This is a genomic window from Vibrio sp. 03_296, from assembly GCF_002265885.1.
Genome location: NZ_NPKW01000056.1, coordinates 86,195 through 108,840, shown reverse-complemented (window position 1 = coordinate 108,840; position 22,646 = coordinate 86,195). Strand labels below are relative to the sequence as shown.

Sequence of the window (22,646 nt, the reverse complement as noted above, 5' to 3'; positions counted from 1 at the left end):
TCATTTCATTTAACGCAAGGAAGTAAGATGTTTCTCGATTATTTCGCATTGGGATTGCTTGTTTTCGTCGCTTTAGTGATTTTCTACGGCATTATCGTGATTCACGATATCCCTTACGAAATCGCCAAAGAACGTGAACACCCACACCAAGACGCTATTCACTACGCAGGCTGGGTGAGTTTATTCACTCTACACACCATTTGGCCTTTCCTTTGGATCTGGGCAACCTTATGGCGCAAAGAGCGCGGTTGGGGCTTCCAAAAACTTGAAGAAGAACAGCACGACATGCACCATCGCGTTGATCAATTAATTGATGAAGTCAAGCAGCTTCGTGAAGAAGTGGATCAATTGAGAAATGCGCAACGTGTGCCTGCCACGCCCGTCATCACCAGTGAAGAGGAGAAGCAATAATGGATTTACTGTTGATCCTCACTTACACCGCATTGTGTATTGCGATTTTTAAGATTTTTAAGATTCCATTGAATAAATGGACGGTACCTACCGCGGTTTTGGGTGGCGTAGTGCTCATCGGTACGCTGATTTTATTGATGAACTATAATCACCCATTCACTCAGTTGGGTAACCAAGTTTACTCAACCACCCCAATCGTGTCGGGCGTTCGCGGCCGTGTGATTGAAGTGCCCGTTCAAGCAAACCAAACGCTCAAGCAAGGGGATGTGCTGTTCCGTATTGATCCTATCCCGTTTGAAGCGGAAGTGGCCAAGCTCGAAGCCAAAGTCAAAGAAGCCAGCCAAGGGGCGCTTGGACTGGAGTCCACGCTGAAGGAAGCGGAGGCGGCCGTTATCAAAGCCATCGCCGAGCGTGATAAAGCGAAACGCGAATATGAACGTTATAAGCGTGGCTACGAGAAAGGCGCATTCACAGAGCAACAAATGGACACCACTCGTCAAGCATTCAAAGCTGCACAAGCCGCTCTTGAAGTCGCACAATCGAAGCAAGACCAAGCGCAGATTGCGTTGGATTCCGAAGTCGGTGGTGAAAACACTCAGGTCGCACAGCTATTAGCGGAATTGCGCAAAGCTCAGTTTGACCTTGAGCAAACGGTTGTACGCGCGCCGACCGACGGTTATGTCACCCAATTGGCGCTGCGCCCTGGTGTGATGTCAGTGCCATTGCCACTGGCGCCGGTGATGACGTTTGTCCACAGTGAAGAGAAAATCTACACGGCGGCATTTCGTCAGAACTCGCTTCAACGCCTACAACCGGGTTTTGAAGCCGAGTTCATGTTCCGCGCCTTGCCAGGAAAAGTCTTTAAAGGTGAAGTGATTGAGGTGCTTCCAGCCATTGGTGAAAGCCAATTTCAAGCTCGTGGCGCACTACTCGGCACGGAAGCGCTGCGCACCAGTGGCCGCGTATTTGCGACGTTGCGAATCACCGATGATTTGAGCGAGTATCACCTGCCAATGGGCACTGCGGTGGAAGTGGCGGTGTACTCAGACAGCTTCACCCACGTTTCCATCATGCGTAAAGTGCTTATTCGTATGAAGAGCTGGCAAAACTACCTCTATCTCGATCATTAATTTTACGTTTTATTGTAATCAGGGGCTGACATTAAGCCCCTGATTGCTTTCTAGACATCCAGACAGATAGCATTCCCACTTGAGGGTTTCTTCTGTATAATGCGCGCCTTATTTTTCCACTTGCTGAAAAAATAATCCAAGGCGCAAAATCGCGCCACTTCTTGGTTAAGGCCTTGAAGGAAATAACGAAAACAGCAAGTTACGTTCTTTAGACAATTGAACTGAGGTTATCTATGAATCTTTCCGCTAAAACCGTTGTGGTGATTGCCATCGGTGCTGCTCTTTATGGTATTGGTGGGTTACCCATGTTTGGTATTCCCGTGTTTGCAAACACCACCCTCAAACCAGCCATGGCGGTTCTTGCCCTATTTTCGGTTCTGTTTGGTCCTTTAGTCGGTTTCTTGGTGGGCTTTATTGGCCACTGGGTCACGGATCTTTTTGCCGGCTGGGGCGTTTGGTTAACCTGGGTTCTTGGTTCGGGCATTGTCGGCCTGATCATTGGTCTGTTCCCTTCTCTTACTCGTAATCGCTTAGAGAAAGGTGAGTTCAATCTCAAAGATTTCTCTCTATTTGTCGTTCTCGCACTGCTTGGCAACGTATTTGGCTACGGCTGTTCCGCGTTTCTCGACACCATTTTGTATGCAGAACCGTTCACTAAAGTGTTCACACAGCTCACCATCATTGCTTCAGGTAACACTGTACTAATCGCTATCGTTGGCTACTTCATTTTGAAATCGGTCGCGAAACGCAATAAACAAAGCCGCAACCTAACAGAGGCTTAATGTCGAATGACAATCGAATTTTCTAACTTCTCTTTTAGATATGAGTCGCTGGACAAACCGACGCTAAGAAATATCAATCTAAGGATAGAGAAAGGAGAGAAAATCGTCATTATTGGTCCAAGTGGTAGTGGTAAATCTACCCTTGGCCAGTGTTTAAATGGGCTTATCCCCCACGCAATCAAAGGTGAAGTGTCCGGTTCTTTGACCATCAACGGCCAAGAAACGGCGGCGTTTGCCATGCACCAGTTCACCGAACAGGTGGGGACTGTGCTGCAAGACACCGACAGCCAATTTGTCGGTTTAAGCATCGGTGAAGACATCGCGTTTGCACTTGAAAACCAGCTCACCTCGAACATTGAGATGTATTCACTGGTCAAAGCCACCGCGAAGATGGTCGACCTTCAGCAGATGCTGCAGCGCTCACCGCACGATCTCTCTGGCGGACAGAAACAACGCGTTTCGCTGGCAGGCATTCTCGTGGATGATGTCGACATTCTGCTGTTTGATGAACCGTTGGCAGCGCTCGATCCAAAAACTGGCAAGCGTACCATCGAAATCATTGATGAGTTGCATCGCAAGACCGGCAAAACCGTGGTCATCATCGAGCACCGCCTCGAGGATGTGCTACATCGTCACGTCGACCGCATCATTCTGATGGATGGCGGTGAGATTATTGCTGATACCACGCCAGACGAGCTGCTTGCTTCGCCATTATTGGCTCAATATGGCATTCGCGAACCGCTTTACTTAACGGCACTAAAATCCGCTGGTTGTCATCTTGCACTAGACGATCACCCCTCGAGTTTAAGCAAGTTACCCTTGGCTAATTATCAGCACGCGATGACAGATTGGTTCCACCAAGCGAACACGACAAGCCACCACGCTTCTTCAGAAACCTTACTTGACGTGCGCAATTTAACCTACTCCTACGACGGTGAGAAAAACGCATTAGAAGGGGTGAGTTTTGATGTGCAACGCGGCGAATTTGTCTCGATATTAGGCAAAAATGGTTCTGGTAAATCGACCATCACCAAGCTGATCATGGGCGTCATTGAGCCCGACAACGGCACGATGCACTTAAACGGCCAAGATCTTAGCGAGCTGACCATTTTCGAGCGCAGTCAAAAAGTAGGCGTGGTGATGCAAAACCCTAACCATATGATTTCGCACCATATGATTTTTGATGAAGTTGCATTTGGCCTGCGCAATCGAGGTTGGGACGAACAGCAAGTCAACAGTAAAGTGCTTGAAGTGCTCGAATTGTGTGGTCTAAGCAAATATCGTCATTGGCCAATTGAAGCACTCAGCTACGGCCAGAAGAAACGCGTCACCATCGCTTCGATTCTCGCACTAGAGCCTGAGCTATTGATCCTCGATGAGCCAACCGCAGGTCAGGACTACCGAAACTACACCTCAATGCTGAGCTTCATTGAAAAACTCAATCGAGCGCTAGGCATCACCGTCGTGATCATTTCTCATGACATGCACTTGGTACTGGAATACACCACACGCTCCATCGTGATTGCAGATAGCCAGCTTGTGGCCGACGCGCCGATGACGGATGTTTTCAGTAACCCTGCATTGCTGGACAGAGCGAACCTAACCACCACCAGCCTGTACGAGCTTGCTACACGCTTGAACATTGCTGAAACAAACGCCTTTATGCAGCATTTTATTGATGTAGAAAAAGCTTCTCGCCGAGAGAAAACCGTTGAGAGAAATGTGGCATGAAAGACAACAAAATGAAGTTTGGTATCAATTACATCGATACCCAATCTCCGCTGCATAAGCTTAACGGCATCACCAAGTTTTTGCTGTTCATTGCGTGGGTGACGGTCGTTTTAACCACGTTTGACCTACGCTTGATCAGCGTGTTGATTGTCGTTGGCCTTGGGCTACTCAAGATGACCAAGGTGCCTTTTCATGTTTACAAGCCATTGCTACTCGGCACCGCCAGCGTATTGTTGATCAATGCCTTGTTTATGTTCGCCCTTGCGCCACAGCAAGGCAGTGAGTTCATGGGCTCGACGACCGTCTTATTGCCATTGCCCGGTCAATACTCTTTGACTCAGGAAACCTTGTTCTATCTACTGACGGTCACGCTCAAATATTTCAGCATGTTCCCGATTGCGTTGGTGTTTGTTTTCACAACCCATCCAACCGAGTTCGCCGCCAGTTTGAACCGTTTAGGCGTGCCGTACAAAATTGCTTATGCGGTGAGCTTAACACTGCGTTATTTGCCTGAAGTGAAAAAAGACTTCGTCAATATCATGCATGCACAGCAAGCAAGAGGGGTCGAACTGAGTAAAAAAGCGCCCCTGTTCACGCGCATGAAAAACGTCGCGAAAATTCTTGGCCCACTGATTTTCTCAAGCCTCGATCGCGCCGATCAAATCTCCAACGCGATGACACTGCGTGGTTTTGGTCGCCACAACCAACGAACTTGGTACAGCTTAAGGCCGCTGAGCCGCTCTGATAAGCTGTGTATGATGGGCATTGCGCTTATGGTGACGCTGGCCATTACCAAACGCGTCCTAGAGCCTCAGCTCTTCTGGTACCCGTTCTCATGATCACAAAGGGATGCACACTGCATCCCTTTGTTTTTTTGCCCCAATAGAACAAGCCTCTTAACTCCACTTTAGGATCCGAGTCTCGTTACCCTCTTCCGGTTTGGCGGGAATGTTGAAAGAAAGCAGCAAACTTATCGCCGCCATAAACGCGCCAATGTAAAACACGCTGGCAGGCGACACGAGCCAAATCACGCCGAATGTTACGGGGATCACCACCGCGGCAATGTGATTAATGGTAAAGGCCACTCCGGCCGTCGATGCCATGTCAGCAGGGTCTGCAATCTTTTGAAAATACGTTTTAATCGCCAACGCCAAGGCAAAAAAGAGATGGTCGATGATGTACAACGCGGCCGCCCATTCGGCGGACTGTACCAGCGCATAACCGACAAAGACAAAGATCAAACCGACGTATTCAAACGTCAATGCTTTTCGCTCGCCCACCACACCGATGAAACGGCCAATACGTTTGGCAAACAAAAAGTTGAAAAGGTAGTTTGCCAAAAACAGCAAGGTAATGTCGGCGGCGGAATAACCAAACTTTTCCACCATGAGGAAGCCTGCGAACACAGTAAAGATCTGCCTACGCGCCCCACTCATAAAGGTGAGTGCGTAGTAGAGCCAATAGCGTTTTCGCAGCACTAACTTCTTGTTCTGCACCACCGTCGTTTGAAATTGAGGAAAAGCAAACGCCATGACCATCACCAACACAAAGCCAACCCCACCCGCCAGCAGATAGACCATCTGAAAACTCAGTTGCCAGACCTCAAGCAGTAGCCAAATCGCACCGTAAGTGACCAATGACGCCAATGCGCCAATCGAGACCAATTTACCCAGCATCTCCGGTGCTTCTTCTTTACTTAGCCACTGCAATGACAGCGATTGCTTCAACGTTTCGAAATAGTGGAAGCCTGTCGACATCAGTAACGTCGTCGCTAACAAGCCAAACAGTGAAGGAAAGAACCCCGTCAATGCTGTCCCCAACGTCAACATCGCCAGTGAGATCAGCATGAAGCGCTGTTCTCGTACAAACAGCAAAACAAACACAACCGTAAAAGCAAGAAAACCGGGGATTTCCCGAACACTTTGCAGCAAACCAATATCGGCACCATCAAACTGTGCCTTTTCAATCACAAAGTTATTGAGCAACGCCATCCAAGTAGAAAATGCGATAGGGACGATGATAGAAATGAGCAATAAGAAATTTTGCGGTGTTTGCCAGCGATGGCGATGTGCACGCATGGGCTATCCTTAGTTCTGCGTTAGGTTAGAGTATTGTTATGCCACCATCATACCCATGAGATGCACATCAAGAAACCATCGAGATGAAAAAGCAAAGGCTCAATACCACCTTCGTTGTATTGAGCCTTTGGTAACGATAACCCTTGAGAGTTACTGCGTTTTATCTAATTGCGCTAACAAGCTTTCAATCGCGACTTTCAGTTGGCGATCGTAATTTCTCGCAATGTCTTCTGGTGAGTTATAAACCAACACATCAGGCACCACTTCTTGATTTTCGAACCATCGACCTTGGTCATCTTTGAAGCCGAGCTGAGGAATGCCATAAACCAAACTTTGCTCTTGTTGAGGTTCCCACAACACCGCCGTTCCAGTACCCGGCACGCGTTCACCCACCAACTGACCAATCCCCTCACGCTGGTAGAAATATGGCACAATCGAGCCATCGGAGTAGCTAGCGGCGTTTGCTAGCATGATGCTCGGTTTTGCCCAGCGCCGCTCAGGGAATGTCGACAACTGGTAACCATCGCGCGTCACTTGAGCACTATGGCGCGTGCCGGAAAGGGTTTCCATCAGTTGATCATGCAAGTTCCCGCCCATGTTGTAGCGGATATCAATGATGACCCCTTCTTTGTCGTTGTACTCACCAAATAACTCATTTACTAAGGTTTCGTAGGATGCCGGTCCCATCTCGGGGATATGGATATAACCCAGTCTTCCTTGCGAGCGTTCTTCGGTCAGTGCTTTGCGCTGTTCAACCCACAGCTCGTAAGCCAACTGAGCCTCTTGTTCAAGCGACGTCGGCACCAGCAGCACATTTTGCGCGGCTTTATCACCCGGTTTGAGCACACTCAAACGAACACGTTTACCCGCTTTGTTATCCAGCAGTGGATAGATATCCATTTCCTGAGCCACCTCTATACCATCCACAGAGTAGATGATACTGCCCGCCTTGATCGGCGATTGGTAAATGTCCGCAGGACCACCAGGAATCACCGCTTTAACACGAACCCCTTTGCCACGGTATTGGTCATCGTAAAACAGCCCAAGTGACGCTGGCTCTGACCAAGTCGACTGATAGCGACCGTAACTTGCTCCGGTGTGTGACGCATTCAACTCACCAGACATTTCACTCAGTAACTCCGCAAAATCTTGGTAGTTATGAATCCCCGGCAGATAACGTTTATACGCCTCGCCATAGCCTTGCCAGTCCACGCCATGCATGCCTATGTCATAAAAGCGGGTATCTGTTTGACGCCAAGCGTGATCAAAGATGTATTCCACTTCCGCACGGAAATCATAATTGGCGTCTGCTTGGTAATCGACATAGTTGCCCTCACCACTTGGCAGATGCAACTCTTCAATACCGTGCGCACCGATAATCACCAAGGTTTCGATATCCGGCTCCATCTTCACCGCGGCAACATCTTCACTGCTGCGTGTAAACAGAACGTTCGTTTCCCCTGTTTGGGTATTGATGTCAGTAAACTCCACCTCATCACCAACCAAGTTTGCCACCAACAGGGATTGATTGTCCGGAGAAAGGTAGCTGAAAATTGGCGTCATGGAATACGGGGTAACCCGATAGGTACGATGCTTGAGCCCTTTGCTCTCCACCACGGTCTCTTGTGGGGCTTGCTCGCCAGGCTCTTCGCCAGAGTCCGCGGCGCGCTCCTCTTCGAGCCAACGTTGCTCATCGTCCTTCTTCCAATTGAAATCCGCTTCTTGGTTGAGAACCGTCAAATAGATGTCTGACTGCACCGCCCACTTGTCGATCTCTCTCAAACTATTTCGATCGGTGCTCCAATAAATCATCTGCCCGTCATGACTAAACTTCGGCTCACCCTCAATAAAACCGGTATTGGTAATTTGCAGTGGTTTTTCACTGCCATCCGCTTTTAGCAACACAATGTCAGCGTTGTAGGAGGCTCGATTACGGGTCACCAAGTATTGGCTATCTGGCGACCATTCGTAACTCAGATCCTGATCAACGTAGGAATAGAGTTGCGAAGAGTCCAACAGCACGTGATAGCTGTCATTTTTGATGTCATACACCTTGATCGAGTTGCTGTTTTCGCGATAGGCGATCTTGGTCCCATCTGGAGAATACAGCGGCTGAGTTTGATCAACTGCTTCATCCGAGAGCTGTTCTTCTACCACATCAAACGAAGTGGAAAAGCTTCTGCCCGTATCATTGATGTAGCTGTGGAAGACATCCCAATTGCCATTTCTCTCCGATGCATAAAGCAATGAAAGGCCATCATTTGAGAAAGAAAGATAGCGCTCTGCTTGCGGGGTCTTGGTCACGCGCTTAGTCGCCCCTGAGAGCAAAGAAACCACATAAACATCGCCTCTGGCGACTATGGCAACTTCTGGCGCCACCGGCGAAACCGCAATTTCAGTCGCTTCATGATTGAGGTTAACAAATCGCTTTCCTTTGCTAAGAAAGGATTGCCGAATAGTCACCTGTAATGGTTTAGCATCCGCTTCATCTTTGCCTTTAAACCAAATATCACCATCGTAGCCATAGGCGAGATCACCTTGCTGGCTAATCGATAAGAAACGCACGGGTAAAAATTCGTGTTGGGTTATCTGTACGGGTTCAGCCGACGGATCAGATAATACGCGCTGCCAAACATTGAAACTTCCTGAACGCTCAGACAAATAGTACATAGAGCGGCCATCTTCAGCCCACACCGCGTTACGGTCTTCACCACGATAATTGGTCAATTTTGTGTGCTTAGCCGTTTTAGGGTCAAAGCGCCAGATATCGCGCGCAGCATCGGAGACATCACGTTTACGCCACTCTTGCTCCATCGGTGACGGCAAATCGGTATAGAGATACTCGCCTGTTTGCCCATTAATCGACAAACTGCTGATTGGATTGGCAAGCAGCAGCTTTTCACGCCCTCCACTCACATCCACTGAATATATCTGCGCTGACGCGCTGCCCGCGAAGCCATTGTTCACGCTGCTCTCGATATCTCCGATCCGCGACGATCGAAAATAGATTTCTTGTCCATTCGGACTAAAAGCATAAGGGACATCTTTGCTAAAGTGATAAGTCAGTCGCTTTGCGTCTCCGCCGTTTGCGCTCACCAGAAAAACATCACCTGGCCCGAAGCGATCGGTCGTAAACGCAATGGATTCCCCGTCCGGTGACCAAATGGGATTTTCACTGTAACTGTCAGCAGAAGTGAGAGGAATGGCTTCTCCCCCTTTGCTTGCGATAAGCCAGATCTGCCCTGCGTAGGTAAACGCAATTCGTTGACCGTCTGGTGATAAAGCGATATCTCGCAACCAGGTAGGTTGAGAGTTTGTGGTCGTTGTCGCAACACTTTCTTGAGCTAAGCTCGGATTTGAAAGACTGGCCAGTAAGACCAATGCAATCGAGTTGGCAGTAAAACGTTGAATTCGCATCCGTTTTCCTTGCGTTATTGTAATAGGAATGAGTTTAAATGAATCAAACACTGTTTTTTATACAGGTTTTTGACGATAGATAACAGGGAAAAATTCCATCCAAAAATCAAATAGGACCAGTGAATAATTGAACATTAATACAGCATTCTCTAATGCACCTTTATCCATAAGGCTTTGATGGTTATTTACTATTATCATTTCTAACCTACTCAGTTTGTTAATAAAACTCTGGTTTTCATTAACAAATGCCGCTAGATTGATAAAACAACAACAAACAAGGAGAAATGCATGGAGATTACTATTCGCCCAACGTCAATTGAGGACGCCGAAGCACTCGTTGAGCTTTATTCTCAACCTAAGGCGCAACGTGAGACCCTGCAGCTCCCAAAACCGTCGGTGGCGATGTGGAAAGAAAGGCTAGTGAGCATACCGGCGGGTGTGTACAGCTATGTAGCACTCGTTGATGGAAAAGTGGTTGGCAATATTGGATTTCAGCACTCACAAAGGCCAAGAACCGCGCACTGCGCTTCATTTGGCATTGGCGTACACGATGATTTTCACGGCTTAGGCATTGGCAGCAAGTTGATCGAAACCGTCACGGAACTGGCTGACAACTGGCTCAATGTGAGAAGAATTCAGATCGAAGTGAATGTCGATAACGAAAAGGCGATTTCTCTTTATAAAAAGCATGGCTTTGTGATTGAAGGTGAAGCCGTCGATTCCTCGTTTCGCGAAGGGCGATTTATTAACACCTACTATATGGCAAGAATCAACCCAAATACCCAGTAGTTCACTTCAAATCGAGACAATTTAGCCCCAAGAAGCCAGCTTTCGCTGGCTTTTTCATGCTTTCAGATGATGCCACTCAGAGTGTCGTTCTAAATAATGATTAACATAGCTACAAACTGGGACGATCTTGTAGCCTTGTGCTTCGATAATGGGCAATACGGCCTCCATCATCAATTTACCATACCCTCCACCTCGCAGCTCTTCTGGAACACGAGTGGAAGTGATGGACATTACATCATCGTGTAGCTGATAGCGAACCGTTGCGTAGTACACCCCCTCTAAATGGACTTGAAAAAGCGCATTTTTCTCGTCATGAGTGACATGATTCACAGTTTCTCTCCTTATTTTTGCGTAATCAGCATTGAATCAATAACAACAGCTAAATAAAATCTTTAACTGAACATATACACTAAACTTATTAAGCTAGATTCGTTCAGTGTAGATGAACTTTGCGCTATGAATCCGCACAATTACAACGTTACAGGCCGTTTCATTAGGATAAGGAACAATGAATTTACCTATGGCTAAACTCCAAGGACGCAATCACGCATTAGCGCCAAATCATGCTCAGCGCTTAACGAGCACTTTCAACAGTACCGATGCGCTTGCAATGATTGAACATGGTAGTGAAATCACACTCAATGTAACGACGCCCGTTGGAACCAAATTTTTAACCACAAGCCTATTTGTTGGGTCACATTCTGGCAATGCCATGCTGGTTGAGATACCACAGATTTCTGAAGACGATCTTAAGTTTTACTTCCAAGAAGGCTTTTGGATAAACGTTAAAGCCCTTTCTCACCGAGGCGAAGGCGCCATCATCCATTTTCGTAGTCAACTGACTCACCGTTTAGGCGACCCATTCCCCGTTCTTGTACTCAGCGTGCCAAGCACCATGCAAGTGGCTCAGCTTCGCAAGGAGACGCGCTACGAGGTTAACCTCCCAGCGAAAGCTTACGTTAATGACTATAAGGTGGAATGTGAAATTCGCGATCTCTCCCGTGGCGGGTGTCGCTTTGTCACGGCGCCAATGAGCAGAACTTTCACTGTGGGTGATGAAGTGTCATTGGAGATTCTACTCGGGAAAGCAGGTGGACCAACCTTGGCACCACTGAAAGGAAAAGTCTGTAATTTACAGCGTTCAACGCATTACGCGCGTTACGGCGTCGAATTTGATGATTTCGGCAAGCACAATGCGAAAAGCTTACTTGGTCATTTGAAGTTTGACGGAACCAAGCTCAAGCTCAAACGTTAGGCGTGCCGATAAGTGACTTGTCGATAAAAGAAAACCGTCGCTAGGACGGTTTTCTTCGTTTTGACTGGTGATTACAGACGGAAGAAGCTCAATTGGGCTTTTTGTTTTTCCGCTAGATGAGAGAGTTCGTTACTCGCGCTGGCGCTTTGGCTGATACCCGCTACGTTTTGGTTCACCAGTTCAGACATGTTCACGACGTTGCGGTTGATGTCTTGTGTCACTTGTGATTGTTCTTCTGCTGCCGTTGCCACTTGTGCATTCGAATCATTGATGTTCGCGACAGCTTCAGTAATACCAACCAGAGCATCATTCGCTCGTTGAGTCAGTTCGTTGTTGCGCTCTAGCATGTTCAAGCTCTCTTGCATGCTGTCATTGGCTAGGCCAGATTGCAGTTGAAGCTGCTCAATGATCTCTTGAATTTCTTTGGTAGAATCTTGCGTACGAGCCGCCAACATACGTACTTCGTCTGCCACTACCGCAAAACCACGGCCAGATTCACCCGCACGGGCAGCTTCAATTGCCGCATTCAGTGCGAGCAGGTTGGTTTGTTCAGAAACGCCACGAATCACTTCAATCACATCGTTGATCTGCACGGATTGTTCTTTCAAGGTCAGTACCACGCGCGCAGCATCGTTCAGTGCTGATGACATCTGTTGGCTTGCTTCGGCACTCTCTTTAAAGATAGCCAAACCGGATTTTGCCAAACCGTCTGTCTCACGAGCGGTTGCATCTGCTGAAGTCGCGTTATCGCTAACGTTGTTCGCGGTACTTGCAAGCTCGTTCACTGCTGAAGCGACTTGTTCAATTTCCGCCAACTCTTGTTGCGCGTTTGCTTCAGATTGTGTCATGACAGCGGCAAGCTCTGTTGATGCTGATGCCACTTCTTCAGAAATACGGATCAGGTGTTCTACCGTGCTGTGCAACTGGCTCGCTGTGGTATTCACGTCTTTGCTGAGATGTGCAATTTCATTGTCGCCATCGACGTCTGCACGAACAGAAAGGTTACCTTGTGAGAGTTCACGCATCACCGCTTGTAACTTGATCACCGGTGTCACAATCATGCCAGAGAGAAACCATGCCACCAACAAGGAGAGCGCCAACACACCAAGGACCGTAATGGTTGCCATGTTTTGTACATGAACGTTATCACGGTTACTTTTCGCCATGGTTTCAGAAGCAACACGGTTGACTTTCTGTGACATAGTATTGATGGCATTCACCATGTCATCGCCCACTTTGCGGTAATCCGCGATAAAGCGGTTGTATTCTGCCGCCGAGACAGTGCCTTGATCATGGCGACCAAAGAAGCTCACCGCGCTGGTCGAATAGTCGATATAGTTGTTGATCGCTTTACGCACTTCAGCCGCTTCTGTGCGGAAGTCGCCCTGCTTCGCCATCTGATCCAAATCCAGATTGATCTCTTTGGCACCTTGCTTCAGTTGCGCTAGGAATGCATCGCGACGGTTCGCATCGTAAATGGCATAAACCGCGCTAATTCGCAACGGGTAAACCGCGTCGTCAATCTTTGCCAATGTGTCTTTGTAGAAAACCAGAGAATTGGTGTTATGAGTGATGACATCTTGCTCTGCTTGCAATTTGTCTTTGGTGATCCAAAGAGAAACCAGCAAAGCCAGTGCAGTCAACATAACAGGAACTAAAACTTGGGTTCGAACGGACAAGTTTTTTAGAGAAAATTGCATTTAACGCCTCAATCTATCAAATGTTCGCTTCCGTGCTCTGGGAACAAAGCCAAAAGTTGGAAAGACGAAATTCTAGATCTTGGTCACGTTTTTGTCTATATAAAATGCTAATAATTTCATAACGTTAACGCCATAAAAATGACAATCGCCAAATTTACGACCATATGAAAACAAGTGAAAAAATGTAGAAGAATATGTATTTACAACATCAATTAATTGGGTGCTCATATTCAATAATGACCTGATTACCTTCCACATACACGTTGCGGATCAACCCATCAACCGTGACCTTGTTTTGCAAAAAAATCGTCTGCGACGTCGAGAGGTCACGACGAGAAAGTGAAGGGATCACTTTGAAAGGTTGCACGTGTAGCTGCTCGCACAGTTGGTTGATAAAACCCAACGTCAGCGGCGTATCGCCACGTAGATAAGCAGAGAACTCGTGATGATTGAGGCCAAGACGTCGCGTCATTTCCATCTGCGTAATATGCATTTTTGCTTTTTGCGACATCCAGATATCGTAAAGCGCAATACGATCCTTCTCCGTAAATTCCATCACTTTTCCCCAATCATCCAATCTGAGTAGAAAACTCTCATGAATTAATAACTAAAGTGTTAGTTATAAGTCAAAAAACAGGCTGTTTTCTGCTTCAGAAACGGTACTTGTTGCACAAAACTCGATCATGTTCACACACATCAGCTATAGGCAAAGCCAATCATTGACCCGCAAATCACTTTTTCTCATCGCTTTTTTGGGTTATTCATCGATTTTCTGATACCTTTCGGGTTTTGATTCAAACGATGAGTTTTTCAATATGAATGATTGGATAATTGAGCTGCAACGAGCACTCTTTAGTAATCACAAGGATTGGTTCGGCAGCGTCCTGTTTATCACAGGTTGCAGCGCCATCGCATGGATCGTCTGGCGCGTCATCGCATCACGCTTGCATCAGTTGGCAGAGAAAACCCGACTTCACTGGGACGATCTTCTACTAGAAGCTTTTAGAACCCCTATCAGCACTTTTATCTGGCTATGGCCAGGAACCATCTCCCTTGGCATTATCGTCCAAAGCCAAACCGGACAAAGCTTAGCTTGGCTTGGCACCGCGAAACTCATCATGGTGATTTCACTGCTGGTTTGGATCGTCATGCGTTTTGTCAATCATGCAGAAGAGTATGTTTTAGCAGCTCAAAGCTACGATGAAACCACAGTGCAGGCCACTGCGAAGGTGGCGAGGTTATTTATTCTCACCATCGGCGCGCTGACCATGATGCAGGTGTTTGGTGTGAGCTTATCTGGTTTGTTAACCTTCGGTGGTGTGGGTGGTTTGATCGTCGGTTTAGCGGCCAAAGACCTTCTTTCAAACTTCTTTGGTGGTTTAATGATCTACTTTGACCGTCCATTCAAAGTGGGAGATTGGGTACGATCTCCGGATCGCCAAATTGAAGGCACCGTCGAGCGCATCGGTTGGCGAATGACCATTATTCGCACCTTTGATAAACGCCCTTTGTATGTACCCAATTCGGTGTTTAGCAATATTGTGGTGGAAAACCCTTCGCGCATGCTAAATCGCCGTATTTACGAAACCATTGGTGTGCGTTATGACGATTGCAATAAGCTACCTCAAATCATTGAGCAAGTGCGCGATATGCTGAAACATCACCCCGATATCGATGCCGATCAGACCTTGATCGTGAACTTTAACAGCTTTGGTTCTTCGTCACTTAACTTCTTCGTCTACACCTTCACCAAAACGGTGAACTGGGTTGAGTACCATGGAGTTAAGCAAGATGTACTGCTTAAAGTGATGGAGATTGTTCAAAAAAATGGGGCGGATATTGCGTTCCCGACTCAAACATTGAAGTTTGACCCCGTTCAAGCTGGACTGGTGGAATCCAACCGCTCTCAATCGGAGTAACGTTCACCTTAGAACAAAACGCAAATGCAAAAATCGAAGCCCGCGCTTGATGATTCAGCGCGGGCTTTTTTTAGATACGTGGGTGAATCACCAGTCAAAACGCCATCTTCAATCGTTACTCTTTGCTTAATACAACACGAGCATTAAGCGGCTGAACCGGACGGTTATTTTGGCCCATAGCCTGCATCAATACGTGTGTCTGAGTGGGCGACAGCTCGCTGGCTTCCTTAATCACAAACCAGCGAACACCCTCGCTACAAGGAGGCGTAGTGAGTGAACCGTTAAAGCGATAGTACTCGGCGTGCGCAGGAATCAAGTCGTTAACGTCAAACGCTTGGGCAAGTTTTACTGCCTCACCCGCTTTTGGCACTTTTGCAATCAACGAGTTCAACGCTTGGTTTTGGCTACCCGACTCAAACATCACAGCAACCACCGCCAAGTTGCCCGCTTTGTCTGCATGCACAAAGTGCGCCTCTAGCGGATATTGCTTACCTTGGACCAAGTTTTCAGATGGCGTATGGAAGTGAAATTGCTTCAGTTCAAAGCTTTTACCGTCAATATCCAGTACATTCTTGCCTGATAGGCTTCCCTGTAATGTGTGACCATTGTTACTTAGCGCAATCACTTGGCCTGAATAGTGTAAATCTAAGCCTTTGAGATCAGCTTGTGTTGGCTGACGGATATCAATCGGGCTTTGGTTTTTCCCTATCGCACACTCTTTGGCAATCTCTCCCCAGTGCTCTGGTCCATGTTTACCCTCATAACCCCATTCGGCGGCATGGCATCCCATCGCCGTTAGACCGGTTGCAAGCACTGCGGCTATCACTGTTTTTTTCATTTTCTTTCCTTGCTTTCGTTGTGTTTTATAGAACCGCGCCATGGTAATCACAAACGATCAGAATCGGGCAATGTGCAATCTTTGTTTGCTGTCGAGATTTGGAAGCAGACACAATCATGGTGTAATTGAGATGATGATTAATTGGTAAGCGAGTGAGTTCGATTCCATAAAATAAGCCGAGATTTCTCTCGGCTCATCGTGATCATGTTGCTTCTATCTGCGCGTTTTTACGCTATTTGTAGCCACCATACACAATTGGCGCATCAAGCGAGAGGCGGACTCGATTACGATGAATCGCCTCTGGTGGCAAACTAATAAAACCGTGCTCTGCAATGGTTTCCTGCCCCTCTTCGCCTAATGTTAAACCGACGAAATACTTCTCCGCATCGGTGAGGTAATGGCGATTCGGTGGCAAATTAAGGTAGAGATAATAGACGTTAGACAATGGGTAACGGCCAGACAAAATCGTCTCTTTGTTGAGGTCAAAACGCTCGCCATTGCGGTTGATGATATCAAGGCGGCGCACACCACTCTCAAGCTCTGCGTAGACGGTATAACCCATCAAGTTTTTGTCATCGGCGATCGCGTCGATAAGTTGCTCACGCTCAGGATAAAACTGGGTAAGCGAGCTTTGAGGCGATTCACACTCCACCAGCTTAGCGAAGTTCAGATGCTTAGCCAGTTCGTTTTCCACCGCCACAGGTTTGATGGTTTGATACTCTTCGCCAAGAATCTTATTCCACTGCATGAGTTCAGGTTGATCATGGCAACCGAAGATCAACTCCAATTCATCAATGGTAACCGCACCGATGGGGTTTTCTTGATTCACGACGATCGAAATAACATCAGAGGTAAAGAAAAGCTCCGTCGGGCGATAGCCATATTTGTGCTCAAACAAGGCGATTTCACTGTCGAGCCATTTGCGTGAACTGATACCCAGATGCGCTTGATTGTCGATCATTGCGCCTTGCACATCGGCACTTTTTCGCGCGGTGATATCGAGCTCTGCCGATTGGATTAAATCGTTAGCAACCGCCATCAATTCTTGTTCAACCAAAATACGCGAGCTTTCTTGTGCCCAAGCCCCCGCACTCAACGACAACCCAGCCAATGTAGCAATACAACCATTGATTAATTTCATTTTTGCTCCCTTCATGATTGCCACCCGTTATTGACGAACAGTGCGTTTGAGATTGGACGATTCTTGTTCTGAGGTGTAAATCGTCCATTTCGCTTCGGTTTTCATATCTGGCTGGGTGATCACCGCGATGGTGCGGCGTTTTCGGTCTTTGAGTTTCTCCGTCAACGCGGTCACTTGGGTAAATTCCTGCTCAGAAATACGCTCTGGTGCAATGCCGTTTTCGATTAACGCCTCTTTTAATACCGAGGTGCGCTTTTTCGCCAACACTTGGTTGTACTCATCGCTGCCTTCTGGGCTTGTGTCGCCGACCAGAATGACTTTTGCTTCTGTGCCTTGATTTAAAAGTGCCAGCAACTCATCAAACTCGCTCGACTGATCGAGACGAATGTGGGCATCGTCAAAATTGAAGTAAACGGTTTTGATGTCCACTTTTTGATAAATTGTCCAACGAGTACAACCTTTGCTGTCCACTTCTGCCCCCAATGGCGTGTCCGCACAAATGTCACGCTGGTTGATCACCCCATCTTTATCGCTATCGCGCAGATCATCGATTTGATGTCGAGTCATGGTGGTGTCCGGCATTTGTGCGCAAGCCGCAAGCAACACAGGCAACACTGCGCAGGCTAATAAATTCAGTCTCATATTATTTCTCCTTTGCCTGCCATTCTTGTGGATGTTCTACACGTAGCGCATAGGTAAGCAGCCCCATTGCATTTAGCAATCGATACGCAGACAAGGTGTGGTCATACTGCGCAGCCACGTAGTTTCTGCGGGCTAAGAACACTTCCACTTTCGCATCCAGCACATCCAGTAGGCTGCGTCTTCCAACCGTAAATTGTTGGATGTAGCCCTGCTCAGCCACTTTTGCAGAATCCACATTTTGTTGCAGCAGTTGTTTTTGCTTAGCCAACATATCGTAGGCGTGCCACGCCAATTCCGTTCCTTCTCTCACCTGACGTTCTGTGCGAATGCGAATCGCACGAGCTTGCTCCGCTCGCCATGCTGAAGACTCCACCCGCGCGTTGGTTGAACCGCCATTAAACAGATCGTAATCGAGAGTCAACATGATGCGCGCATCTTCATCACGCCCTTCCGCACCACCGATGTTCTCGTTTTTGTTGGCTTGCAGCTCCAGCTTGATCTCTGGGTAATAGCCACTTTTCTCACGCTTGATCTCTTTACGCGCCGCTTCAATATCTTGAATGGCTGCGCGAATTTCCGGATGATTGTCGACGGCTTGTTGCACCGCTACCTCACGACTGGGTGGCAGTAGCGCAAGATCAAAGACAGGATCCACCAACTCACGAGCAGGTTTGCCAACAAGACGAATAAACTGCGTTTCTAAATCATAAAGGTTGTTCTGCGCAGCTATCATGGACGATTTACTGGTCGCCACTCGCGCTGAAATCTGTGCCAAATCAGAATGGCTACTCAAGCCTTTGCCCGTTCTTTCCAGAATATCTTGATAGATCTCTTCATGTTCGCTGACATTACGCTCGGCAAGATCCAGCATGGTTTGCGCTTTGAGGTATTCTAAATAAACTTTCACCACATCCAAGGCAACGTTTTCCGCATCAGAGAATAATGCCAAGCGTTCAGATTCCGCTTCAAAGCTGAGACGATCGACATTGGCGGTGGTTTTCATGCCATCAAACAACAGCTGCGAAACTTTCACCCCAAGCTCACTGCGCGTGAGTCCACGATCATCGTCATCGATTTTTCGACCACTGTTGTAGTAGGTTTCCTCGTAACCAATCGCGCCGTAGAGCTTCACTTGTGGCAGATAAAAGCCCTCGGCTCCGTCCATATCTCGGATGACAGATTGATAGCGCGAGTACTGGGCAAGTACTTCTGGGCTGTAATCAATGGCTGCAGCCACCGACTCCTCCAGTGAGATTGCATGTGCATGTGGCAGCGCCAGTGCCCATGACACCATGAGTAATTTTGAACGCATTCCCTTTCCTTTTCTGTTTAAGGCTCTCTTAACGCCGTCTCTTTGGCTCTGAGAAGCGGCTTAAGCCAATAGCTCAATACGGTTTTCTCTCCCGACAATATGTCGACCATCGCCTGCATGCCGGGGATAATTCTAAAATTCTGTTGTGATGCGTCATCGGCCATCAATTCAATGTGAGCACGATAATACGGGTCACCTTCTTCGGTTTTGAGTGAGTCAGCACTCACATACACCACTTTGCCTTTCTGCCCACCATAGATAACGAAGTCATAAGCGGTAAATTTGACCGTGGCTTCTAAACCGACTTTGACATAAGCAATATCTTGTGGCGCAATTCTCGCTTCCACAATTAAGCGGCTATCGAGCGGCACCAACTCCATAATCGGTTCACCCGGGCGCACCACACCACCAATCGAGCGGATCAACACATCTTTTACCGTGCCATCCACCGGTGACAAAATTTCCGTGCGACGCAATTGATCGGCTATCGCCGATTGGCTTTCCTGTAAACGCGCGAGCTCAGCCACCACTTCATTCAACTGACCACGCGCTTTGGTGCGAAAATCGAGCGCAATGCCGCGATAATCCGCAATCGACTCGGAATAAGCCGCTTTTTGTTTCTGTGCCAGCACTTTTGCACTAGAAATATCGCCTTGCAGCTTGACGTAGTCGCGCTTGAGTTTAAGCAGCTCCACTTCGGCCACTGCCCCTGTTTTCACGACATCTTCAAGCATGTTGAGCTCTTTCTGCACAATCGCCATGCTGTTTTCCAAGGTGCGAATGCTGTTTAACGTATCTTGATAGGCTTGAGACTGCTGCTCAATGCGCAAGGCGGATTCTTCCAGTTCCGAGTCCAACTGTTCCAAACGTTGATGGTAATTTTCTCGCGCATTAAATTCGGCGCGAGTGACTTCATCTTGCCCACTTGGGTAAGGTTGCTTGGCAATGCGCACTTGTTGCTGCCAATCCGTGGATCGACCGTCAACCACGATGCTTTGCAGCTCGAGCTCCAAACGCTTTTTCTGCGCGAGCAAAGTTTGCAATTGCTGATCCGACTCTTGGTAAGAAGCGCGAAAACGGGTGTCATCGAGAACCATCAAAGGCTGCCCTTTCACCACTTGTTCCCCTTGCGACACCAACACTTGCTTTATGATGCCGCCTTCTAAACTCTGTATGGTTTGAATCGACAAGCTTGGCACTACTTTGCCGTCGCCAACCACCACCTCATCTAAGGTCGCCCATGAGGCCCAAACCACTATCGCCATCACCAACGCAGCGCAGAGCCAAATGAGACGACGAGAACGGTAAGCAATGCGGTTATTCGACCACATGATCTGACTGCTCATGATTGCCCTCCTTTGACCACGCTCACTGATTTCACTCGGCTGCGCACTCTCGCAGAACCTTGCTGTGTGAAGATCTCATGCGGTGTGCCTTGCGCCACCAATTTACCTTTATCGAGCACCAAAATACGATCGCAAAGGGTAAGAAAACTCTGCTTATGTGAACTAATGACCAAGGTTTTGTTCGCTGGCAAACGTTGTAAAGCGTGGAAAAAACGCTCTTCTGCCGCTTTGTCTAACGCACTGGTGGGTTCGTCCAAAAGCAGCATCGCAGGGTCGCGATAGATCGCGCGAGCGATCGCCACTGCCTGACGCTGTCCTCCAGAGAGAAAACGCCCCAGCTCACCCACCTGAGTTTCCAAGCCATTCGCTAAGCGAGGCATGTAATCATTGAGGCCAGAGAGCATCACCGCGTTAAGTAATCTTTGCTCATCAATGCTTTGGTCACCAAAGGTGATGTTTTCGTAGATGGTGCCATAAATCAGCCCTGGGTTTTGACCAACCCAGCCAATCCCAGCACGAATAACACTGGGCGGCCATAACTGCGCATCAATGGTTTCGTAGTACATTTGCCCAGCGGTTGGCAGCAACTGACGAGCAAGCAACGCCATTAAGGTGGACTTCCCAGAGCCAGCATTGCCGATAACACCAATTTTCTCTCCCGCTTTGATATCCAATGAGATCGCTTCCAACGCGTGGATCTGCATCTCTGAGTAGGCGAAGCTGACGTTTCGCAAAGCAACATTACCGTGGAACTCGCCTCTGTCCATCACTTGATGTGACGTGGATTCTTGAGGCGTGGCCATGATCTGGTTGAGCCCTTCCATTGCGGTCTGCGTCTGCTGGTAACGCAGCATCAGCATAGAAAGCTGGTTGATCGAAGAGGCAGCGCGCCCACTGAGCATCACTATGGCAATCAAGCCTCCCATGCTCAATCGCCCTTCGGCAATCTGATACACACCGAAAATGATCAAGGCGATCGTCACCACTTGCTGACTCGACATAATGGAGTGAGAAACAATGTTGGAATAAAAACGCGAACGGGTTTGCCATTCCGACAACGCAGAAACCGTCTGTTCCCAGCGTTTTTGTGTCATCCCTTCTGCATTGTTTTGCTTGATATCCGTTAACGCTGACAGGCTATCGTAGACATGGGCTTGGCGTTGCGTAGAAAGGCGCGCCGATTCGGTAAAGGTTTGTGCAAGGCGACCTTTCATCACAAAACTGAGCAGCAATAACGCGGCCATGACCGCCAGCGGGATCAACATCATCGCGCCGCCTAACCAGCCAATCAGCAGGAGGAAGAACAGCGTAAACGGCAGATCGACTAAAGTAACCAGTGACACTGAGGTGAGGAAATCTTTTACGCTATCGAAATCTTGCAACTGGCGGGCAAATGCGCCCACCGATTGAGGTCGCTGCTCAAGGCGCATCCCCAGTACTTTTTGGAATAATTGCGCTGACAGTTTGTTTTCAACATAGCGCCCCGCCATATCGGTCACCGAGCTGCGCGCTTCTCGTAATACCCAATCAAACACCACGACGATGAGGACACCGACAGAAAGCACCCAAAGAGTATGGAAGGCTTGATTCGGCACCACGCGGTCGTACACATTCATGGTAAACAGTGGCACGACCATCGCCAGCAAGTTAATGACAAACGAAGCCAGTAAGAGATCGCGATACCAAGGACGCACTTCCATCAGCACTTGGCGAAACCAATGAACGGGCTTTTCTTCAATCAAACTCTCAACACGGCCATCAGCAGCAACCTGTGTCGAAAGCTGCCATACCCCCTCTTTCACTTGCGTTTTCAACTCATCCAAGCTCAAGGTCAGGTCACTATTGGCCTGATGCGGCGATAAACAGCGGTATCGCTCGCCTTCTCGCCCCAAAATCAGCAGCGGGCTACCTTGCTTCCCCACGGCTAAACAGGGGAAAGTGGCCTGTTCCAGCAACGACAAGCTGGTGAGGCCGACCTCTAGCTGCGCTTGCTCTGCCGCTCGTTGAAACAAGGCTTCACTCAATTGGCCATTTTCAAGGGGCAGACCATTGACCACCTTCAGGGCGTGACAACGAATACCAAAATGTTGGCATGCCCAAAGAATGGCCGTTAACCAGTGATCTTGTCTCTCTTCCACGATTGTGTTCATACCAC

The 22,646-nt window shown here is 48.1% G+C and carries 19 protein-coding genes; 8 read left to right on the top strand and 11 right to left on the bottom strand.

Annotation, left to right across the window (positions count from 1 at the left end; translation table 11 throughout):
• The first annotated feature begins 27 nt into the window (after positions 1-27).
• The 5 genes from CIK04_RS06555 to CIK04_RS06535 all read left to right on the top strand — a co-directional run bounded on the left by CIK04_RS06555 (position 28) and on the right by CIK04_RS06535 (position 4,893).
• Positions 28-411: a DUF3302 domain-containing protein gene (locus CIK04_RS06555; RefSeq protein WP_015727568.1), complete on the top strand. Its 384-nt coding sequence runs from the start codon at positions 28-30 to the stop codon at positions 409-411.
• On the top strand, positions 411-1,541 hold the full coding sequence (locus CIK04_RS06550) for an HlyD family secretion protein (protein ID WP_015727567.1): 1,131 nt from the start codon (positions 411-413) through the stop codon (positions 1,539-1,541). Before CIK04_RS06555 ends, CIK04_RS06550 begins: the two co-directional genes overlap by 1 nt.
• A 233-nt stretch (positions 1,542-1,774) precedes the next feature.
• On the top strand, positions 1,775-2,323 hold the full coding sequence (locus tag CIK04_RS06545; RefSeq protein ID WP_011082383.1) for an ECF-type riboflavin transporter substrate-binding protein: 549 nt from the start codon (positions 1,775-1,777) through the stop codon (positions 2,321-2,323).
• 6 nt (positions 2,324-2,329) lie between these two features.
• On the top strand, positions 2,330-4,054 hold the full coding sequence (locus CIK04_RS06540) for an ABC transporter ATP-binding protein (RefSeq protein ID WP_038964055.1): 1,725 nt from the start codon (positions 2,330-2,332) through the stop codon (positions 4,052-4,054).
• Entirely contained in the window at positions 4,051-4,893 is an 843-nt protein-coding gene (locus CIK04_RS06535) for an energy-coupling factor transporter transmembrane protein EcfT (protein WP_097352888.1), read from the top strand. Before CIK04_RS06540 ends, CIK04_RS06535 begins: the two co-directional genes overlap by 4 nt.
• Positions 4,894-4,950: 57 nt before the next feature.
• Here CIK04_RS06535 and CIK04_RS06530 read toward each other — a convergent pair whose 3' ends face one another.
• Positions 4,951-6,132 (bottom strand): MFS transporter, encoded by a 1,182-nt coding sequence (locus tag CIK04_RS06530; RefSeq protein ID WP_015727563.1) that lies wholly within the window; start codon positions 6,130-6,132, stop codon positions 4,951-4,953.
• Between the two features lie 150 nt (positions 6,133-6,282).
• Complete coding sequence (locus tag CIK04_RS06525) at positions 6,283-9,549, bottom strand: S41 family peptidase (RefSeq protein ID WP_097352889.1); 3,267 nt, start codon at positions 9,547-9,549, stop codon at positions 6,283-6,285.
• 288 nt (positions 9,550-9,837) lie between these two features.
• On the opposite strand from CIK04_RS06525, the gene CIK04_RS06520 reads away from it, so the two are divergent.
• A complete protein-coding gene (locus CIK04_RS06520) occupies positions 9,838-10,338 on the top strand; it encodes a GNAT family N-acetyltransferase (protein WP_097352890.1) in 501 nt (166 codons plus the stop codon).
• A gap of 54 nt (positions 10,339-10,392) precedes the next feature.
• Here the strand turns inward: CIK04_RS06520 and CIK04_RS06515 are convergent, their stop codons facing one another.
• Positions 10,393-10,668, bottom strand: a complete 276-nt coding sequence (locus tag CIK04_RS06515; RefSeq protein WP_058666516.1) for a GNAT family N-acetyltransferase — start codon at positions 10,666-10,668, stop codon at positions 10,393-10,395.
• A 190-nt stretch (positions 10,669-10,858) separates the two neighbouring features.
• Between CIK04_RS06515 and CIK04_RS06510 the strand changes: the two genes are divergently transcribed.
• Positions 10,859-11,593 carry a flagellar brake protein gene (locus CIK04_RS06510; RefSeq protein ID WP_232708665.1) on the top strand — a complete coding sequence of 245 codons (735 nt, stop codon included), beginning with the start codon at positions 10,859-10,861 and terminating at the stop codon, positions 11,591-11,593.
• 71 nt (positions 11,594-11,664) lie between these two features.
• Here the strand turns inward: CIK04_RS06510 and CIK04_RS06505 are convergent, their stop codons facing one another.
• Both CIK04_RS06505 and CIK04_RS06500 read right to left on the bottom strand, forming a co-directional pair.
• The gene (locus CIK04_RS06505) at positions 11,665-13,293 is read right to left on the bottom strand and encodes a methyl-accepting chemotaxis protein (RefSeq protein ID WP_097352892.1); all 1,629 of its coding nucleotides are present in this window, start codon (positions 13,291-13,293) and stop codon (positions 11,665-11,667) included.
• Between the two features lie 208 nt (positions 13,294-13,501).
• On the bottom strand, positions 13,502-13,849 hold the full coding sequence (locus CIK04_RS06500) for a transcriptional regulator (protein ID WP_097352893.1): 348 nt from the start codon (positions 13,847-13,849) through the stop codon (positions 13,502-13,504).
• Between the two features lie 259 nt (positions 13,850-14,108).
• Here CIK04_RS06500 and CIK04_RS06495 point away from each other — a divergent pair, with 259 nt between their 5' ends.
• A complete protein-coding gene (locus CIK04_RS06495; protein ID WP_097352894.1) occupies positions 14,109-15,212 on the top strand; it encodes a mechanosensitive ion channel family protein in 1,104 nt (367 codons plus the stop codon).
• Between the two features lie 115 nt (positions 15,213-15,327).
• Here CIK04_RS06495 and CIK04_RS06490 read toward each other — a convergent pair whose 3' ends face one another.
• The 6 genes from CIK04_RS06490 to CIK04_RS06465 form a co-directional block, all read right to left on the bottom strand.
• The gene (locus tag CIK04_RS06490; protein ID WP_176463293.1) at positions 15,328-16,050 is read right to left on the bottom strand and encodes a carbonic anhydrase; all 723 of its coding nucleotides are present in this window, start codon (positions 16,048-16,050) and stop codon (positions 15,328-15,330) included.
• Positions 16,051-16,282: 232 nt separating this feature from the next.
• Positions 16,283-17,191, bottom strand: a complete 909-nt coding sequence (locus CIK04_RS06485) for a PstS family phosphate ABC transporter substrate-binding protein (RefSeq protein WP_039538588.1) — start codon at positions 17,189-17,191, stop codon at positions 16,283-16,285.
• A gap of 27 nt (positions 17,192-17,218) precedes the next feature.
• Positions 17,219-17,833 (bottom strand): OmpA family protein, encoded by a 615-nt coding sequence (locus tag CIK04_RS06480; protein ID WP_038939976.1) that lies wholly within the window; start codon positions 17,831-17,833, stop codon positions 17,219-17,221.
• A 1-nt stretch (position 17,834) separates the two neighbouring features.
• Positions 17,835-19,145: a TolC family outer membrane protein gene (locus CIK04_RS06475; protein ID WP_038939974.1), complete on the bottom strand. Its 1,311-nt coding sequence runs from the start codon at positions 19,143-19,145 to the stop codon at positions 17,835-17,837.
• Between the two features lie 17 nt (positions 19,146-19,162).
• The gene (locus tag CIK04_RS06470) at positions 19,163-20,491 is read right to left on the bottom strand and encodes an HlyD family type I secretion periplasmic adaptor subunit (protein WP_039545539.1); all 1,329 of its coding nucleotides are present in this window, start codon (positions 20,489-20,491) and stop codon (positions 19,163-19,165) included.
• On the bottom strand, positions 20,488-22,641 hold the full coding sequence (locus CIK04_RS06465) for a type I secretion system permease/ATPase (protein ID WP_097352896.1): 2,154 nt from the start codon (positions 22,639-22,641) through the stop codon (positions 20,488-20,490). Before CIK04_RS06465 ends, CIK04_RS06470 begins: the two co-directional genes overlap by 4 nt.
• Positions 22,642-22,646: the final 5 nt, after the last annotated feature.